The 16,231-nt window shown below is 50.3% G+C and carries 14 protein-coding genes; 7 read left to right on the top strand and 7 right to left on the bottom strand.

The features are described from left to right. Positions 1–43: 43 nt before the first annotated feature. From ACJHWK_RS09985 to pth, 3 genes are all read right to left on the bottom strand, one after another. Positions 44–2,929, bottom strand: a complete 2,886-nt coding sequence (locus tag ACJHWK_RS09985; protein ID WP_001522932.1) for an autotransporter outer membrane beta-barrel domain-containing protein — start codon at positions 2,927–2,929, stop codon at positions 44–46. Between the two features lie 843 nt (positions 2,930–3,772). Continuing rightward, positions 3,773–4,864: a redox-regulated ATPase YchF gene (gene ychF, locus ACJHWK_RS09990; RefSeq protein ID WP_000505866.1), complete on the bottom strand. Its 1,092-nt coding sequence runs from the start codon at positions 4,862–4,864 to the stop codon at positions 3,773–3,775. Between the two features lie 116 nt (positions 4,865–4,980). Next, complete coding sequence (gene pth / locus ACJHWK_RS09995) at positions 4,981–5,565, bottom strand: aminoacyl-tRNA hydrolase (protein ID WP_000152933.1); 585 nt, start codon at positions 5,563–5,565, stop codon at positions 4,981–4,983. A 277-nt stretch (positions 5,566–5,842) separates the two neighbouring features. On the opposite strand from pth, the gene ychH reads away from it, so the two are divergent. Next, positions 5,843–6,121: a stress-induced protein YchH gene (ychH, locus tag ACJHWK_RS10000; RefSeq protein WP_000823885.1), complete on the top strand. Its 279-nt coding sequence runs from the start codon at positions 5,843–5,845 to the stop codon at positions 6,119–6,121. A 54-nt stretch (positions 6,122–6,175) separates the two neighbouring features. On the opposite strand, the gene dauA is transcribed toward ychH, so the two are convergent. The 4 genes from dauA to lolB all read right to left on the bottom strand — a co-directional run bounded on the left by dauA (position 6,176) and on the right by lolB (position 10,552). Next, a complete protein-coding gene (gene dauA / locus ACJHWK_RS10005; RefSeq protein ID WP_001033363.1) occupies positions 6,176–7,855 on the bottom strand; it encodes a C4-dicarboxylic acid transporter DauA in 1,680 nt (559 codons plus the stop codon). 124 nt (positions 7,856–7,979) lie between these two features. After that, positions 7,980–8,927 carry a ribose-phosphate diphosphokinase gene (gene prs, locus ACJHWK_RS10010; protein WP_001298109.1) on the bottom strand — a complete coding sequence of 316 codons (948 nt, stop codon included), beginning with the start codon at positions 8,925–8,927 and terminating at the stop codon, positions 7,980–7,982. Positions 8,928–9,077: 150 nt separating this feature from the next. Further along, the gene (gene ispE / locus ACJHWK_RS10015) at positions 9,078–9,929 is read right to left on the bottom strand and encodes a 4-(cytidine 5'-diphospho)-2-C-methyl-D-erythritol kinase (RefSeq protein ID WP_001522933.1); all 852 of its coding nucleotides are present in this window, start codon (positions 9,927–9,929) and stop codon (positions 9,078–9,080) included. Continuing rightward, on the bottom strand, positions 9,929–10,552 hold the full coding sequence (lolB, locus tag ACJHWK_RS10020) for a lipoprotein insertase outer membrane protein LolB (RefSeq protein WP_001130692.1): 624 nt from the start codon (positions 10,550–10,552) through the stop codon (positions 9,929–9,931). Before lolB ends, ispE begins: the two co-directional genes overlap by 1 nt. A 213-nt stretch (positions 10,553–10,765) precedes the next feature. Between lolB and hemA the strand changes: the two genes are divergently transcribed. From hemA to kdsA, 6 genes are read left to right on the top strand one after another with little or no spacing between them, the layout of a single operon-like run. Next, the gene (hemA, locus tag ACJHWK_RS10025) at positions 10,766–12,022 is read left to right on the top strand and encodes a glutamyl-tRNA reductase (protein WP_001299679.1); all 1,257 of its coding nucleotides are present in this window, start codon (positions 10,766–10,768) and stop codon (positions 12,020–12,022) included. Between the two features lie 41 nt (positions 12,023–12,063). After that, positions 12,064–13,146 carry a peptide chain release factor 1 gene (gene prfA, locus ACJHWK_RS10030; RefSeq protein ID WP_000804726.1) on the top strand — a complete coding sequence of 361 codons (1,083 nt, stop codon included), beginning with the start codon at positions 12,064–12,066 and terminating at the stop codon, positions 13,144–13,146. Further along, complete coding sequence (gene prmC, locus ACJHWK_RS10035) at positions 13,146–13,979, top strand: peptide chain release factor N(5)-glutamine methyltransferase (protein ID WP_000456570.1); 834 nt, start codon at positions 13,146–13,148, stop codon at positions 13,977–13,979. The genes prfA and prmC overlap by 1 nt, the downstream gene beginning before the upstream one ends. Beyond that, positions 13,976–14,368 carry an invasion regulator SirB2 gene (sirB2, locus tag ACJHWK_RS10040; RefSeq protein ID WP_000200377.1) on the top strand — a complete coding sequence of 131 codons (393 nt, stop codon included), beginning with the start codon at positions 13,976–13,978 and terminating at the stop codon, positions 14,366–14,368. The genes prmC and sirB2 overlap by 4 nt, the downstream gene beginning before the upstream one ends. Before the next feature lie 3 nt (positions 14,369–14,371). Continuing rightward, the gene (gene sirB1, locus ACJHWK_RS10045) at positions 14,372–15,181 is read left to right on the top strand and encodes an invasion regulator SirB1 (RefSeq protein WP_001257044.1); all 810 of its coding nucleotides are present in this window, start codon (positions 14,372–14,374) and stop codon (positions 15,179–15,181) included. Between the two features lie 35 nt (positions 15,182–15,216). After that, positions 15,217–16,071, top strand: coding sequence for a 3-deoxy-8-phosphooctulonate synthase (gene kdsA / locus ACJHWK_RS10050; protein ID WP_000811065.1), 855 nt, complete (start codon positions 15,217–15,219; stop codon positions 16,069–16,071). Positions 16,072–16,231: the final 160 nt, after the last annotated feature.

Consider the following 16,231-nt stretch of genomic DNA (forward strand, 5'->3'; position numbering starts at 1 on the left):
CTAACAATTTTCAGCATCGTTTAAGGGCTTGTCTATCCCCCACTTAAAAGCTGAAGCGATATCCTCCGTTGACTTGCTTCTGATCAAAGAGGTTACCCTGCGTGTAATCCGCTTCGAGATAGAATGTGTGCTGTTTGTTATACTGTGCACTGACTCCCACGCCGTTATTCCAGCCATTACCTTTGAAACTGTACTTCTCCCGGGAGTTGTTCAACAGATATTCGGTATCCCCTGAAAACTCGCGGATAGCGCCAGTCTTCACATAGACATTCAGCTGGCTGTTGCCTGCGGTGATGTCATATCCCAGTATCATGCTGGCACGCCCCTGCAGCGATTCGTAGTGATTCAGATGTATATTGAGGCCATTACTCGCCTTCATAGCCATCTCATTCTGGTGGCTGTATGTGAGCTGGGTTTGCGGCTCTATATAGAACCCATAACCAGTAGGGGACAGGTTGAACCTCTGCCCGGCTTCCAGGGAGATACTCATTCCATTCGCAGTGCCGTTGGCGTTAACGCCGTTGTTCTGACTGTCCAGTACGTGGAAACTATTTTTCTGGCGCGATGCTTTTATAACGAGATCGCTGTAAAAACCGTTTTGTGCCATGTAACTGGCGTACATTCCCATGTAGTCTGAACGTGCGGTACCGTCGCCTCCGCTATAGTCCGGCGATGCATGTGTTGAGCCAATATACAGACCGACATACAACGGCATTACATCAGAGAGACGTTTATCCCCACCAAACTGGATACCGCTGTAACCCATGTCAAAGCCGCTCAGTTTGCCACTGGCGAAGGAGTCCAGACTTCCCCCATAACTGCGCAGCCAGATATTTCCGTCTTTACTCTGATTTCGCAGGTCACCCATCCGTTGCATCAGCGTACGGTTTTCAACATAGTTCAATAAGTAACCGACATTGAGATAATTGCCGCCAGCATCTGCGGTCGTGGTGGGTTTAGGTGTGGGAGCGGGGGCAGGCGTAGGATCGGGTTCAGGCGTAGGATCGGGGTTGACTATGGGAGGCTGAGCGGGAGCTGGTGTGGGTTCAGGATTAGGAGTCGGTTCCGGAACTGTCCCGGAAGCGTAAAGCTCCCAGTTAGTGCCATTTTTACGCACATCGTACAGATATCCCCCCAACTCAACCTGAGAAGACGCGCTGAACGAGGCCGCGCCGTCAGTGGTTTTTACCACTGTCAGAACTTCATTTCCCGTTGTGGCCTCGCTGCCCTGGTTACGGATAGCCAATACGTGATTACCAGCACTACTCCCGCTGATATTCAATAAATCCCCTTTATTATTAACGCCATTACCCTCGCCAACAACATCAGCACGCATAATAAAGGTACTGTTACCGCTCAGGTTCTCTACGTTTAATGTGGTAAATGTGCCGGCAGTTGACGTGTGGCTGGCAAAATCGACAGTTGAATGGCTCAGCGCCAGCGTGTCGAGATTAGAATTACTTGTTACGTTCCAGACGCTGTTATTCATTGCAACGTCCAGTTTCCCGCCATTGACATTATCGCTGAGGGAAGAACCTGTCCAAACCGACCCAGGGTGCATATCCAGATTGATTAGCCCACCTTTGGAAAGAACGCTACCGTTGATAAGCATACGACCCGAGGCGTTGATGCGGCTGGCGGCATAACCATCGTCATGTTGCGTTGCAATGGCCATCTGGTCGGGTGTACTCATATCAATGACCAGATCGCTCGTGAGATCGATCTGGCTGTTGGTCATGGCATAAATCCCCCTGGCTCCTGCCGCGCCGGTGATAGCCAAACTGTCTCCGGTTATTCTACCGCCGCTGAGCGCCCACAAACCCAGCGCCAGACTGCCATTACGATCAACCGTAATATCGGTATTTTGCATGTTGACAACAGCCGTTGCCGTCTGGGCTGAGGCACCATAAGAACCGCTGGAAAAGATGCTGTTTCGTTGCGCTGCCGTGCCAGAAAAATTGATTGTCGCGTCTGAACCACTGGTTACGAGGCCACCGCCCTGCGCGGAAGAAATATGGCTATCAGCACCGATAGTGGTTGTACCACCACGAACTTCGACGCCATTGGCCGCGGATCCAGTTACATCAACAGTGAGTGCATTCGCGCTCACCTGGCCAAAGCTCCAGAGGCCGTGCGCATTATCGCCATTGGTTTTAATGGTACTGTTTGTTCCGAGATCGACAACAGAGTTTTTCTGTACGTTTATTCCCATGGCGCTGTAGCCCTGAACATCGATTGTCAGGTCTGTCGCCGTAAAACGCGCAGCACCATTGGCGTTATTGCCGTTGAGACCACCGATATAAACACCTGTACTTCCATCGGTCTTGATTTTACTTCCGCTTCCAAGATCGACACTGGTGCCATAGTCATTGATGGTTAGGCCTATACCGTTCGAGTTTTCAATGGTGAATTGAGTGGCTGTTAGTGTTGAGCTATGTCCAATAATGATGCCGTCATCGTTACTCTTAATGGTGCTGCCTGTGCCTAAGTCAGCATGGGTATAGTCACCAATTAAATTAATGCCGATGGCAGAGGTTTGACTAACAACATCTACTGTAAGTCGGTTAGCTGTCAGGGAGCTGTTCTTGCCCTGAATAACGATTCCCTTTGCATATCCAGAGGCGTCGTTGACATTGACGGTGACATCATTACCCAGATTGATATTGCCAGGCGTGTTTCCTGCTGGGGTCATTACACCATAGAGGTTTCCTGATGGATCGGCGGTATCTCCTGTAATTCTGTCACCATCATTAATAGTAATATTGGTGCCATTTTGACTTCCTAAATCAGCAGCTATCAGCAGGGGGGAAAAGATAATTGCATTCAAACCAATAGCGCCATATTTTATCAGTTGAATGGAGGGCGAACGGATTTTTAATTCAGCGAGACGATCGGCTTTGGTATTCCCATTGTGTTGTTTGATGCCCATACCACTCCTATATAGTACCCAGGCTATGGGTCTATGGATTTTGTCATTTTGTTTAAGTCAATGAATAATATCCTCTTATCATCATGATATTTGTATGGTGCAATCATGATGAGCTGCTCTGAGAATAATTCTCTATTACCGGGCAAAATCAGGAACACAGGAATTAATATATATTTAACATCCCCCTTACAAAGGTGAGTTTAGATCGAGTTATTCCCTAAGTTGTCGTTACTTATTCCAATTCGTTACAATGAATATGACAAAAACATTACAACAAACAGCGGTTAAATAATTTGGTGAATATTTTTGGTAATAATCCTAATTGGTTATGGGATTTTCGCTTGATGTATCTGCATAACAAAAACAATATGAGCCATTTTTGCATTACTAATAAGAAAAAGCAAAAAACATCGATATTCATTTTTGATCAATGGATTTTCTGGCATATCGTTATTATCGTGATACTGGTTATCATTTTCATCTTGCCAGGATCGCACGTAATCACGTTATTCGGGGATTTTATCTGCGGGATATTACCCTTCAGGTAAGTCCTTTTCTCGCCAGCATATTGGAGCGTGATCAATATTGATCAGCTGTGAAGGGGGCTGATGTGTAGTGGAACAAAAAATTACGTTATATCACTGCTAATGAGATATCCGTCATCTGAACATTTATGTCTTTAATTATTCTCGTGGTTCACTGTAGGCAATAAGCACAAAAGTGTAGGATGTTATAAGAATGGTTAGGACTCGGTGAAATGAAAAATCCACGCAATTGCGTGGATTTTATATACTTTTGCGCTCTTCATGAGATTTAGCGAAACCTCATGAGACAACAAATTAATTAGACGTTGAACAGGAAGTTCATTACATCGCCATCTTTAACGATGTAATCTTTGCCTTCTGCACGCATTTTGCCTGCTTCTTTCGCGCCTTGTTCACCTTTGTAAGTGATGAAATCTTCAAACGAGATGGTTTGTGCACGGATAAAGCCTTTTTCAAAATCAGTATGGATTTTGCCAGCGGCCTGCGGCGCGGTTGCACCAACCGGAATGGTCCATGCACGTACTTCTTTCACCCCAGCGGTGAAGTAAGTTTGCAGGTTCAGCAGCTTATAACCGGCACGGATCACACGGTTCAGGCCCGGCTCTTCCAGCCCAAGCTCCTGCATAAACTCGTCACGTTCTTCGTCGTCCAGTTCGGCAATGTCTGCTTCAACAGCAGCACAAACCGGAACCACAACAGAACCTTCTTTCGCCGCGATTTCACGCACCTGGTCAAGATACGGGTTGTTTTCAAAACCGTCTTCGTTGACGTTGGCGATGTACATTGTTGGTTTCAGCGTCAGGAAGCTCAGGTAACGAATAGCCGCTTTCTCTTCAGCGCTTAAATCCAGCGCGCGCAGCATACCTGCGTTTTCCAGCTGGGGCAGGCATTTTTCCAGGACCGCCAGCTCAGCTTTCGCGTCTTTATCGCCACCTTTGGCTTTCTTCTGTACGCGATGAATCGCACGTTCGCAGGTGTCGAGGTCCGCCAGCGCCAGTTCGGTGTTGATAACTTCAATATCATCAGCCGGGTTAACTTTGCCGGAAACGTGAATGATGTTGTCATTTTCAAAGCAGCGAACAACGTGACCGATCGCTTCAGTTTCACGGATGTTGGTCAGGAACTGGTTACCCAGACCTTCGCCTTTCGATGCGCCTTTTACCAGACCGGCGATATCGACAAATTCCATGGTCGTGGGAAGCGTACGCTGCGGTTTTACGATTTCAGCCAGTTGATCCAGGCGAGGGTCAGGCATTGGTACGACGCCTGTGTTCGGCTCGATGGTGCAGAATGGAAAGTTGGCCGCTTCAATACCGGCTTTGGTCAGCGCGTTGAACAGGGTAGATTTCCCGACGTTGGGCAAACCGACGATACCGCATTTGAATCCCATGATTTAAATCACCTTAATATCTTAATAATCAACCTGTTATTGCTAACAGATTGCAGAAATGGAAATAACTTTGCCTATTATACACGGCACTCGGCAAAAATGCCGCAGACAACGACTTATTGTGCTTTAAAGGCGTGCAATCGGTTCGTTGCCTTGGTCAAGCCATCTGTAAACCACATTTCAGTACAACGCGCCGCTTCGTCGATGGCTTCATCAATTAACTTCTGTTCACTAACAGGCGGTTTGCCTAATACAAAACCAACAACTTTATTTTTATCGCCCGGATGACCGATTCCGATGCGTAAACGGTGAAAGTTAGGGTTATTACCCAATTTACTGATGATGTCTTTCAGTCCATTGTGACCACCATGGCCACCGCCCAACTTAAATTTGGCGACGCCAGGAGGCAGATCCAGTTCGTCGTGGGCCACCAGAATTTCGTCCGGATTAATGCGGAAAAAACTGGCCATCGCCGCAACGGCTTTGCCGCTGAGATTCATAAATGTAGTCGGGACTAACAGGCGGACATCTTCGCCTCCAAGGGTGACTCGCGAAGTATAACCAAAGAATTTAGCCTCTTCGCGCAGCGGAGCGCGCAATCGCTCTGCCAGTAAGTCAACGAACCAGGCACCAGCATTATGTCGCGTTGCGGCGTATTCAGCGCCGGGGTTCGCCAGGCCGACAATCAATTTAATCGTCACGTTTTTTTGTCCTGAGTGTGTACATAACTGGCGCGTAGTTTACTGGTTGCGGCCCCGCTTGACAAAAAACTGCGTATCAAATGCAGATAACGCAATAATTGCCTGAGTGGACTATTAGAAAGTCAAGGTGTTCAGGCGTTTATTTGTAAAGTTTTGTTGAAATAAGGGTTGTAATTGTGATCACGCCCGCACATAACCCACAGGGTGTTGTCTATACTTTACACATAAGGAAGAGGGGTATTCCCTGTTACAACCCAGAAAGTTCCGGAGGTGACATATGAAACGCAAAAACGCTTCGTTACTCGGTAACGTGCTCATGGGGTTGGGTCTGGTGGTAATGGTGGTCGGCGTGGGGTATTCAATCCTCAACCAGTTACCACAGTTTAATATGCCCCAGTATTTCGCACATGGTGCAGTGCTAAGTATTTTCGTCGGTGCCATTCTCTGGCTGGCGGGTGCCCGTGTTGGCGGGCATGAACAGGTGTGCGACCGTTACTGGTGGGTTCGCCACTATGACAAACGTTGCCGCCGTAGCGATAATCGCCGTCATAGCTAACAAATAATGCAGTTTGCTGACCAGTCAGTTTGCGCTGACTGGTCAATCTCGTACTTATAAATCCGCCATCGCCGCGCGACGATTCGGGAAGAAAGCAAGGCGGCCCGGGATCGGTTGAATGCCTGCGCGAGCCATAGTGCGCAGTGGCTGGAATTCCAGGTTGCACACGCGCAGTTCACATCCTTCGGGCAGACGCTTCACAAAACGCTGGAACGCATCAAGACCACCAGCATCAAGTACCGGAACGGCATCCCACTTCAGAATCACAATCCGTTTGCCTTCAAGACGTGACTCCAGGTCCGTGAACAAGCCTTCAGCGGCAGCAAAAAACAGCGGACCAATAACGCGCAGAACCAGAACATCGTCTGGAACGTCTACGACTACCGGTGCCAGGCGAGTCATACGTGCGATACGACGCATAAACAGTAGCGATGCCAGCACGATCCCCACGCTGATGGCAATAACCATATCAAACAGCACAGTCAGCGACATGCACAGCAGCATGACGATGATGTCATCTTTCGGCGCATGACGCAGCAAGTCGACCACTTTGTGCGCTTCACTCATGTTCCACGCCACCATCAACAGCAGGGCAGCCATGGCGGAAAGCGGCAGCCAGGAGAGCAGCGGTGCCAGTACCAGCAGGGCAAGAATAACCAGAATAGAGTGGATCACCGCCGAGATAGGGGAAGTTGCCCCGGCACGGACGTTAGCGGCAGAACGCGCGATGGCAGCTGTAGCGGTAATACCACCAAAGAACGGGGCGATGATATTCCCCAGTCCCTGTCCAACCAGTTCGCTGTTCGCTTTGTGTTTCGTTCCGGTCATACCATCCAGTACCACGGCGCAGAGCAGAGATTCGATTGCGCCGAGCATTGCCATTGAGAATGCTGCAGGCAGCAGTGTGCGAATAGAATCCCAGGTGAGGGTAAATTCTGAATTGGGCAGGTCCCACGGTAGTACCAGTTGCGGCAGCAGTTGCGGAATACCGTTACCCTGAGAACCATCTGCCAGAACGTAGTGGAATTGCGATCCGATGGTAGCAACATGCCCGCCGAGCAGGTTAACAATCCCCATCACCGCGCAACCAGCCAGCAAGGCCGGAAGGTGACCAGGCAAACGAATGCCCAGACGCGGCCAGAAAACCAGAATGCCAAGCGTCACAATGCCAATGGCAGCATCACCCACATTAATGGTCGGCAACGCCATAAATAATGCGCCGACTTTTTGTAGATAATGCTCCGGGACATGGGCCATTTGCAGACCGAGAAAATCTTTAATCTGCATGGTACCGATGGTGATCCCGATACCCGAGGTGAAACCTAAGGTCACGGAAACCGGAATATATTCAATCAAGCGTCCAAAACGTGCCAGCCCCATCAGGATCAAAAAGACACCTGACATGAGTGTCGCGACCAGCAGTCCTGCCAGTCCAAACTGTTGCGAAACGGGATAGAGAATTACCACAAATGCCGCAGTCGGACCGGAAACGCTAAAGCGTGACCCACCCGTCAGAGCAATGACAATCCCCGCAACAGCTGCGGTATATAAACCGTACTGGGGTGCCACACCACTACCAATAGCCAACGCCATTGCCAGCGGGATAGCAATAATCCCGACGGTTATCCCGGCAATCAGGTCACGGGTAAACCGTGCGGCAGTATATTTTTCTTTCCAGCAAGCGTCGATCAGAGCGCGGAAAGGCATCACATGTGAGGAAAATATTTTGTTCACAATAATGTTTCATCCGTGAGCGCATCATCTGTCAACTAAATGGCAGGTGAAGGAGGCATAGGTCATACAAATGGATATTACAGACAAAAAAACCCGCCGCAGCGGGTCTTTGAGCCGGGTTCGATTAGTGTTCGAACATGGCAGAGATCGATTCTTCGTTGCTGATACGACGAATCGCTTCGGCCAGCATACCTGACAGGGTCAGAGTACGCACGTTCGGCAGTGATTTGATTTCATCGCTCAGCGGAATGGTATCGCAGACAACGACTTCATCAATTACAGAGTTACGCAGGTTGTTCGCCGCGTTGCCAGAGAAGATCGGGTGAGTCGCGTACGCAAATACACGTTTAGCACCACGTTCTTTCAGAGCTTCAGCAGCTTTACACAGCGTACCGCCAGTATCGATCATATCATCGACCAGTACGCAGTCACGACCTGCAACGTCACCGATGATATGCATCACCTGGGAAACGTTCGCACGCGGACGACGTTTGTCGATGATTGCCATATCGGTATCGTTCAGCAGCTTAGCGATAGCGCGGGCACGCACAACGCCGCCGATGTCCGGAGAAACCACAATAGGGTTATCCAGATTCAGCTGCAGCATGTCTTCCAGCAGGATCGGGCTACCAAATACGTTATCAACCGGAACGTCGAAGAAACCCTGAATCTGTTCAGCGTGCAGATCCACTGTCAGCACACGGTCAACACCGACGCTGGAGAGGAAGTCTGCAACCACTTTCGCAGTGATTGGTACACGAGCGGAACGGACGCGACGGTCCTGGCGCGCATAGCCAAAGTAGGGGATAACAGCGGTGATACGACCTGCGGAAGCACGACGCAGGGCATCAACCATAACGACTAATTCCATCAGGTTGTCGTTAGTAGGGGCACAAGTGGACTGGATGATGAAAATATCACCACCGCGTACATTTTCGTTAATTTGTACGCTGACTTCGCCGTCGCTAAAGCGACCTACAGCGGCGTCGCCGAGTGAAGTGTACAGGCGGTTGGCAATACGTTGTGCTAGTTCCGGGGTGGCGTTACCAGCAAAAAGCTTCATATCAGGCACGAGAAGAACCTCAGGCATGCGTCCATTGGTGGAAAGAATCTGCCGAAAACTGTGCGGGCCAGGCATGATTCTTTCCAGGCGGTGTATTAAAGAGCGCGATGCAACGTCTGGAACAAGGTGACGTTGTCACCGAAACTCAGCTTGCCCGGCTTAAAGCATGGCTCTGTGCAATGGGGAAAGATTAACGCCTTTCGCCACAAAGCCATTGAGCCATTCCGGGGCTTGCTCTAGCACCTGGCGGGCTTCAGACTCTGTATCAAATTCAGCAAAGACACAGGCCCCTGTCCCAGTCAGGCGCGACGGGGCGTATTCTAACAGCCAGGAAAGCACCGCATCAACCTCGCGAAAACGTTTTCTTGCGATAACCTCGCAATCATTGCTGAATTCACATTTTAGCAACGTTTCTATTGACCTTTTTGGCGTATTGCGCGGGAGTTCAGGATCTTTAAAAATCACCGGTGTCGGAATACTTACACCAGGGTGCGCCACCAGATACCACTTCTCTGGCGGATCCACCGGCGTTAGTATTTCACCAACGCCTTCGGCAAACGCGGCATGCCCCCGAACAAAGACAGGAACATCTGCGCCCAGCGTCAGCCCCATTTCCGCCAGCTCATCCATGCTTAGCCCGCATTGCCAGAGATGATTTAATGCCACCAGGACCGTCGCGGCATTGGATGAACCACCGCCGAGACCGCCGCCCATCGGCAAACGCTTGTCAATGCTGATATCCGCACCGCTTCCCGTCGGAAGACGCCCGCTGTCTGCCGCAGTTTTCATCAACAATCGTGCTGCGCGAACGATCAGGTTATCTTCATGTTCCACGCCTTCAACGGGCGTTAACAGACGAATATCCCCATCGTCACGAAGCTCAATGCTGATGGTGTCGCCGTAATCAAGAAACTGAAACAGCGTTTGCAGCGTGTGGTAACCATCCGCACGCTGACAGGTAATGTATAAAAACAGATTAAGTTTTGCCGGAGAGGGCCACTGTGTCCGCATTATTTCACTATCCAGTTATCCATTTTTAACTTGATGCGTTGACCACCGTCGGTGAGTTCCATATTGGCTGGCATCGCAGGTTGAGTTTTTGTGTCATAACCACCGTAAACAACTTTCCAGTTTTTGCCATTCTGGCTGTAGGTGATTTCGCTCAGGCGGTACTGGTCGTCCAGTTTGTAGTCGGTTGCATCACCCGGTAAACCTAAAATCCACTGGCGCAAGCTGTTGAGCGGAATTGGCATTCCGGTCAATTTGCCAATCATCTCTTCGGCGTCATCGGCGGTATAACGCTGGCCTTTATTGTCGACTAACTGCACGTTACCCGGTTGAGCATTCAGCTCCAGTTCCGTGCTGCCCAATGGGTTAGTCAGCAGCAGACGGTAGCGATCCTGACCAGTTTGCTGCCAGAAGAAACGGGCGTACACTTTTTGTTGGTCAGAAATATAAGCGAACGCGCCGCGAGTTTGATACTGATTAAGATTGCGCACGTCTTGCTGATGCTGACGCCATTGTGGCGAATCCGGGCTTTTGCCAGGACCTTTGGGGGTGGTAACGGAACAGGCAGTGAGCACAAGAGCAGCCAGCGGTAGCAGGCGGATAAGACGAAAATCGGGCAGGGGCATAGTGATGACAAGTCCTTGAGATACGTTACAGTTATAACCCTTAATGCTAGCGTTACCGCCCGCTATCGTCTATGTTCAAGTTGTCTTAATTGCCAGAATCTAACGGCTTTCGGCAATTACTCCAAAAGGGGGCGCTCTCTTTTATTGATCTTACGCATCCTGTATGATGCAAGCAGACTAACCCTATCAACGTTGGTATTATTTCCCGCAGACATGACCCTTTTAGCGCTCGGTATTAACCATAAAACGGCACCTGTATCGCTGCGAGAACGTGTATCGTTTTCGCCGGATAAGCTCGATCAGGCGCTTGACAGCCTGCTTGCGCAGCCGATGGTGCAGGGCGGCGTGGTGCTGTCGACGTGCAATCGCACGGAACTTTATCTTAGCGTTGAAGAGCAGGATAACCTGCAAGAGGCGTTAATCCGCTGGCTATGCGATTATCATAATCTTAATGAAGAAGATCTGCGTAAAAGCCTCTACTGGCATCAGGATAACGACGCGGTTAGCCATTTAATGCGTGTTGCCAGCGGCCTGGATTCACTGGTTCTGGGGGAGCCGCAGATCCTCGGTCAGGTAAAAAAAGCCTTTGCTGATTCGCAAAAAGGTCATATGAAGGCCAGCGAACTGGAACGCATGTTCCAGAAATCTTTCTCTGTAGCGAAACGCGTTCGCACTGAAACAGATATCGGTGCCAGTGCTGTGTCTGTCGCTTTTGCGGCTTGTACGCTGGCGCGGCAGATCTTTGAATCGCTCTCTACGGTGACGGTACTGCTGGTGGGTGCGGGCGAAACCATCGAGCTGGTGGCGCGTCATCTGCGCGAACATAAAGTACAGAAGATGATTATCGCCAACCGCACTCGCGAACGTGCCCAAATTCTGGCAGATGAAGTCGGCGCGGAAGTTATTGCCCTGAGTGATATCGACGAACGTCTGCGCGAAGCCGATATCATCATCAGTTCCACCGCCAGCCCGTTACCGATTATCGGGAAAGGCATGGTGGAGCGCGCATTAAAAAGCCGTCGCAACCAACCGATGCTGCTGGTGGATATTGCCGTTCCGCGCGATGTTGAGCCGGAAGTTGGCAAACTGGCGAATGCTTATCTTTATAGCGTGGACGATCTGCAAAGCATCATTTCGCACAACCTGGCGCAGCGTAAAGCCGCAGCGGTTGAGGCGGAAACTATTGTCGCTCAGGAAACCAGCGAATTTATGGCGTGGCTGCGTGCACAAAGCGCCAGCGAAACCATTCGCGAGTATCGCAGCCAGGCAGAGCAAGTTCGCGATGAGTTAACCGCCAAAGCGTTAGCGGCCCTTGAGCAGGGCGGCGACGCACAAGCCATTATGCAGGATCTGGCATGGAAACTGACTAACCGCTTGATCCATGCGCCAACGAAATCACTTCAACAGGCCGCCCGTGACGGGGATAACGAACGCCTGAATATTCTGCGCGACAGCCTCGGGCTGGAGTAGCAGTACATCATTTTCTTTTTTTACAGGGTGCATTTACGCCTATGAAGCCTTCTATCGTTGCCAAACTGGAAGCCCTGCATGAACGCCATGAAGAAGTTCAGGCGTTGCTGGGTGACGCGCAAACTATCGCCGACCAGGAACGTTTTCGCGCATTATCACGCGAATATGCGCAGTTAAGTGATGTTTCGCGCTGTTTTACCGACTGGCAACAGGTTCAGGAAGATATCGAAACCGCACAGATGATGCTCGACGATCCTGAAATGCGTGAGATGGCGCAGGATGAACTGCGCGAAGCTAAAGAAAAAAGCGAGCAACTGGAACAGCAATTACAGGTTCTGTTACTACCAAAAGATCCTGATGACGAACGTAACGCCTTCCTCGAAGTCCGTGCCGGAACCGGCGGCGACGAAGCGGCGCTCTTCGCTGGCGATCTGTTCCGTATGTACAGCCGTTACGCCGAAGCCCGCCGCTGGCGTGTAGAAATCATGAGCGCCAGCGAGGGTGAACATGGTGGTTATAAAGAGATCATCGCCAAAATTAGCGGTGATGGTGTATATGGTCGTCTGAAATTTGAATCCGGCGGTCATCGCGTGCAGCGTGTTCCTGCTACGGAATCGCAGGGTCGTATTCATACTTCTGCTTGTACCGTTGCGGTAATGCCAGAACTGCCTGACGCAGAACTGCCGGACATCAACCCAGCAGATTTGCGCATTGATACTTTCCGTTCGTCAGGGGCAGGTGGTCAGCACGTTAACACCACCGATTCGGCAATTCGTATTACCCACTTGCCGACCGGGATTGTTGTTGAATGTCAGGACGAACGTTCACAGCATAAAAACAAAGCTAAAGCACTTTCTGTGCTTGGTGCTCGCATCCACGCTGCAGAAATGGCAAAACGGCAACAGGCCGAAGCGTCTACCCGTCGTAACCTGCTGGGGAGTGGCGATCGCAGCGACCGTAACCGTACTTACAATTTCCCGCAGGGGCGCGTTACCGATCACCGCATCAACCTGACGCTCTACCGTCTGGATGAAGTGATGGAAGGTAAGCTGGATATGCTGATTGAACCGATTATCCAGGAACATCAGGCCGACCAACTGGCGGCGTTGTCCGAGCAGGAATAATGGAATATCAATACTGGTTACGTGAAGCAATAAGCCAACTTCAGGCGAGCGAAAGCCCGCGGCGTGATGCTGAAATCCTGCTGGAGCATGTTACCGGCAGAGGGCGTACTTTTATTCTCGCCTTTGGTGAAACGCAGCTGACTGACGAACAATGTCAGCAACTTGATGCGCTACTGACACGTCGTCGCGATGGTGAACCCATTGCTCATTTAACCGGGGTGCGAGAATTCTGGTCGTTGCCGTTATTTGTTTCGCCAGCGACCTTAATTCCGCGCCCGGATACGGAGTGTCTGGTGGAGCAGGCACTGGCGCGGTTGCCTGAACAACCTTGCCGTATTCTCGATCTCGGGACGGGTACCGGGGCGATTGCGCTGGCGCTGGCTAGCGAGCGCCCGGACTGCGAAATTACCGCTGTAGATCGTATGCCCGATGCTGTCTCTCTGGCGCAACGTAATGCCCAGAATCTGGCGATCAAAAACATCCATATTCTGCAAAGCGACTGGTTTAGCGCGCTAGCCGGGCAGCAGTTTGCGATGATTGTCAGTAATCCGCCGTATATTGACGAGCAGGACCCACATCTTCAACAAGGCGATGTTCGCTTTGAGCCGCTCACTGCGCTGGTTGCGGCAGACAGTGGAATGGCAGACATCGTGCATATCATCGAACAGTCGCGTAACGCGCTGGTATCCGGCGGCTTTCTGCTTCTGGAACATGGTTGGCAGCAGGGCGAAGCGGTGCGACAGGCATTTATCCTCGCGGGGTATCATGACGTCGAAACCTGTCGGGACTATGGTGATAACGAGCGCGTAACGCTCGGCCGCTATTATCAATGACAAGTTTTTCTACACTGCTTAGCGTTCATCTCATTAGCATTGCGCTTTCTGTAGGGCTATTAACCTTACGTTTCTGGCTACGTTATCAGAAGCATCCACAGGCATTTGCGCGCTGGACGCGCATTGTGCCGCCGGTTGTCGATACGGTGTTATTGTTAAGCGGCATTGCGTTGATGGCTAAAGCGCACATCCTGCCATTTTCCGGGCAGGCACAGTGGCTGACTGAAAAGCTGTTTGGAGTTATCATTTATATCGTTTTGGGTTTTATTGCATTCGATTATCGTCGTATGCACAGTCAGCAGGCGCGCATTATTGCCTTCCCGCTGGCGTTGGTGGTGCTGTACATCATCATTAAACTCGCCACCACAAAAGTACCGTTACTGGGGTAAGTCATGAGATCGTTAGCTGATTTCGAATTTAATAAAGCGCCATTGTGCGAAGGCATGATCCTGGCTTGCGAAGCAATCCGCCGCGATTTTCCCTCGCAAGATGTTTACGACGAACTGGAGCGTCTCGTTAGTCTGGCGAAGGAAGAAATCAGCCAGCTTCTGCCTTTAGAAGAGCAGTTGGAAAAACTGATCGCGCTGTTTTACGGCGACTGGGGATTTAAAGCCTCACGCGGCGTTTATCGCCTTTCCGATGCATTATGGCTGGACCAGGTGTTAAAGAATCGACAGGGCAGTGCGGTATCATTAGGTGCCGTTTTATTATGGGTCGCGAATCGTCTCGATTTGCCGCTATTGCCGGTGATTTTCCCGACGCAGCTGATATTGCGCATTGAATGTCCGGATGGCGAAATTTGGCTGATTAATCCTTTTAACGGTGAATCGTTAAGCGAACATATGCTGGATGTATGGTTAAAGGGAAATATCAGCCCGTCGGCGGAACTGTTTTATGAAGACCTTGATGAAGCTGATAACATTGAGGTAATCCGCAAATTGCTGGATACACTCAAAGCTTCGTTGATGGAAGAAAATCAGATGGAGCTGGCGTTACGCACCAGCGAAGCTTTATTACAATTCAACCCGGAAGATCCCTATGAAATTCGCGATCGCGGGTTGATTTATGCGCAACTGGATTGCGAACACGTTGCGTTGAACGATTTAAGTTATTTCGTTGAACAGTGTCCGGAAGACCCGATCAGCGAAATGATCCGTGCGCAAATAAATAACATCGCGCATAAACATATTGTGCTGCATTAATTAATCGACATTTTACTCAAGATTAAGGCGATCCTATGAAACAAAAAGTGGTTAGCATTGGCGACATCAACGTAGCAAATGACCTGCCGTTCGTACTGTTTGGCGGTATGAACGTGCTAGAATCTCGCGATCTGGCGATGCGCATTTGCGAGCACTACGTAACCGTGACCCAGAAACTGGGTATCCCTTACGTGTTCAAAGCCTCTTTTGACAAAGCCAACCGCTCCTCCATCCACTCTTATCGTGGACCGGGCCTGGAAGAAGGGATGAAAATCTTCCAGGAGTTGAAGCAGACTTTTGGCGTGAAAATTATCACCGACGTTCACGAACCAAGCCAGGCTCAGCCCGTTGCTGATGTTGTGGATGTGATTCAGTTGCCGGCGTTTCTTGCTCGCCAGACTGACCTGGTTGAAGCCATGGCGAAAACCGGTGCGGTAATTAACGTCAAGAAACCGCAGTTTGTCAGCCCGGGACAGATGGGTAATATCGTTGATAAATTCAAAGAAGGCGGCAACGAAAAAGTGATTCTTTGCGATCGCGGTGCTAACTTCGGCTATGACAACCTGGTTGTTGATATGCTGGGCTTCAGCATCATGAAGAAAGTGTCTGGTAATTCACCGGTGATTTTCGACGTGACCCACGCACTGCAATGCCGCGATCCGTTTGGCGCAGCTTCCGGCGGTCGTCGTGCTCAGGTGGCTGAGCTGGCACGTGCCGGTATGGCGGTAGGTCTGGCGGGGCTGTTTATTGAAGCGCATCCGGATCCGGAACATGCGAAATGTGATGGTCCATCCGCGCTGCCGCTGGCTAAACTGGAACCGTTCCTCAAGCAGATGAAAGCGATTGATGATCTGGTGAAAGGTTTCGAAGAACTGGATACCAGCAAGTAATCTTTTTTGCTTGAAAACTAAAGCCTTAGCGTTCTGCGTTAAGGCTTTTTTGTGCACAGAAAACCCCCAGCTAGGCTGGGGGTTCCGGAAAGCTTTCAGCTTTAAGCCAGTTATTAAAACCCCTTTTGATTTGTTAAAACACCTTGCGGTCTGGCAACTG

Origin of the sequence: Escherichia sp. WS547, assembly GCF_046486065.1 — a bacterium.
GTDB classification, from domain to species: domain Bacteria; phylum Pseudomonadota; class Gammaproteobacteria; order Enterobacterales; family Enterobacteriaceae; genus Escherichia; species Escherichia coli.

What these genes read in the sequence shown, in the direction of transcription:
- ACJHWK_RS09985 (WP_001522932.1), bottom strand. Translation starts at nt 2,929, where the DNA reads ATGGGCATCAAACAACACAATGGGAATACCAAAGCCGATCGTCTCGCT.
- ychF (WP_000505866.1), bottom strand. Translation starts at nt 4,864, where the DNA reads ATGGGATTCAAATGCGGTATCGTCGGTTTGCCCAACGTCGGGAAATCT.
- ychH (WP_000823885.1), top strand. Translation starts at nt 5,843, where the DNA reads ATGAAACGCAAAAACGCTTCGTTACTCGGTAACGTGCTCATGGGGTTG.
- ispE (WP_001522933.1), bottom strand. Translation starts at nt 9,929, where the DNA reads ATGCGGACACAGTGGCCCTCTCCGGCAAAACTTAATCTGTTTTTATAC.
- lolB (WP_001130692.1), bottom strand. Translation starts at nt 10,552, where the DNA reads ATGCCCCTGCCCGATTTTCGTCTTATCCGCCTGCTACCGCTGGCTGCT.
- hemA (WP_001299679.1), top strand. Translation starts at nt 10,766, where the DNA reads ATGACCCTTTTAGCGCTCGGTATTAACCATAAAACGGCACCTGTATCG.
- prfA (WP_000804726.1), top strand. Translation starts at nt 12,064, where the DNA reads ATGAAGCCTTCTATCGTTGCCAAACTGGAAGCCCTGCATGAACGCCAT.
- prmC (WP_000456570.1), top strand. Translation starts at nt 13,146, where the DNA reads ATGGAATATCAATACTGGTTACGTGAAGCAATAAGCCAACTTCAGGCG.
- sirB2 (WP_000200377.1), top strand. Translation starts at nt 13,976, where the DNA reads ATGACAAGTTTTTCTACACTGCTTAGCGTTCATCTCATTAGCATTGCG.
- sirB1 (WP_001257044.1), top strand. Translation starts at nt 14,372, where the DNA reads ATGAGATCGTTAGCTGATTTCGAATTTAATAAAGCGCCATTGTGCGAA.
- kdsA (WP_000811065.1), top strand. Translation starts at nt 15,217, where the DNA reads ATGAAACAAAAAGTGGTTAGCATTGGCGACATCAACGTAGCAAATGAC.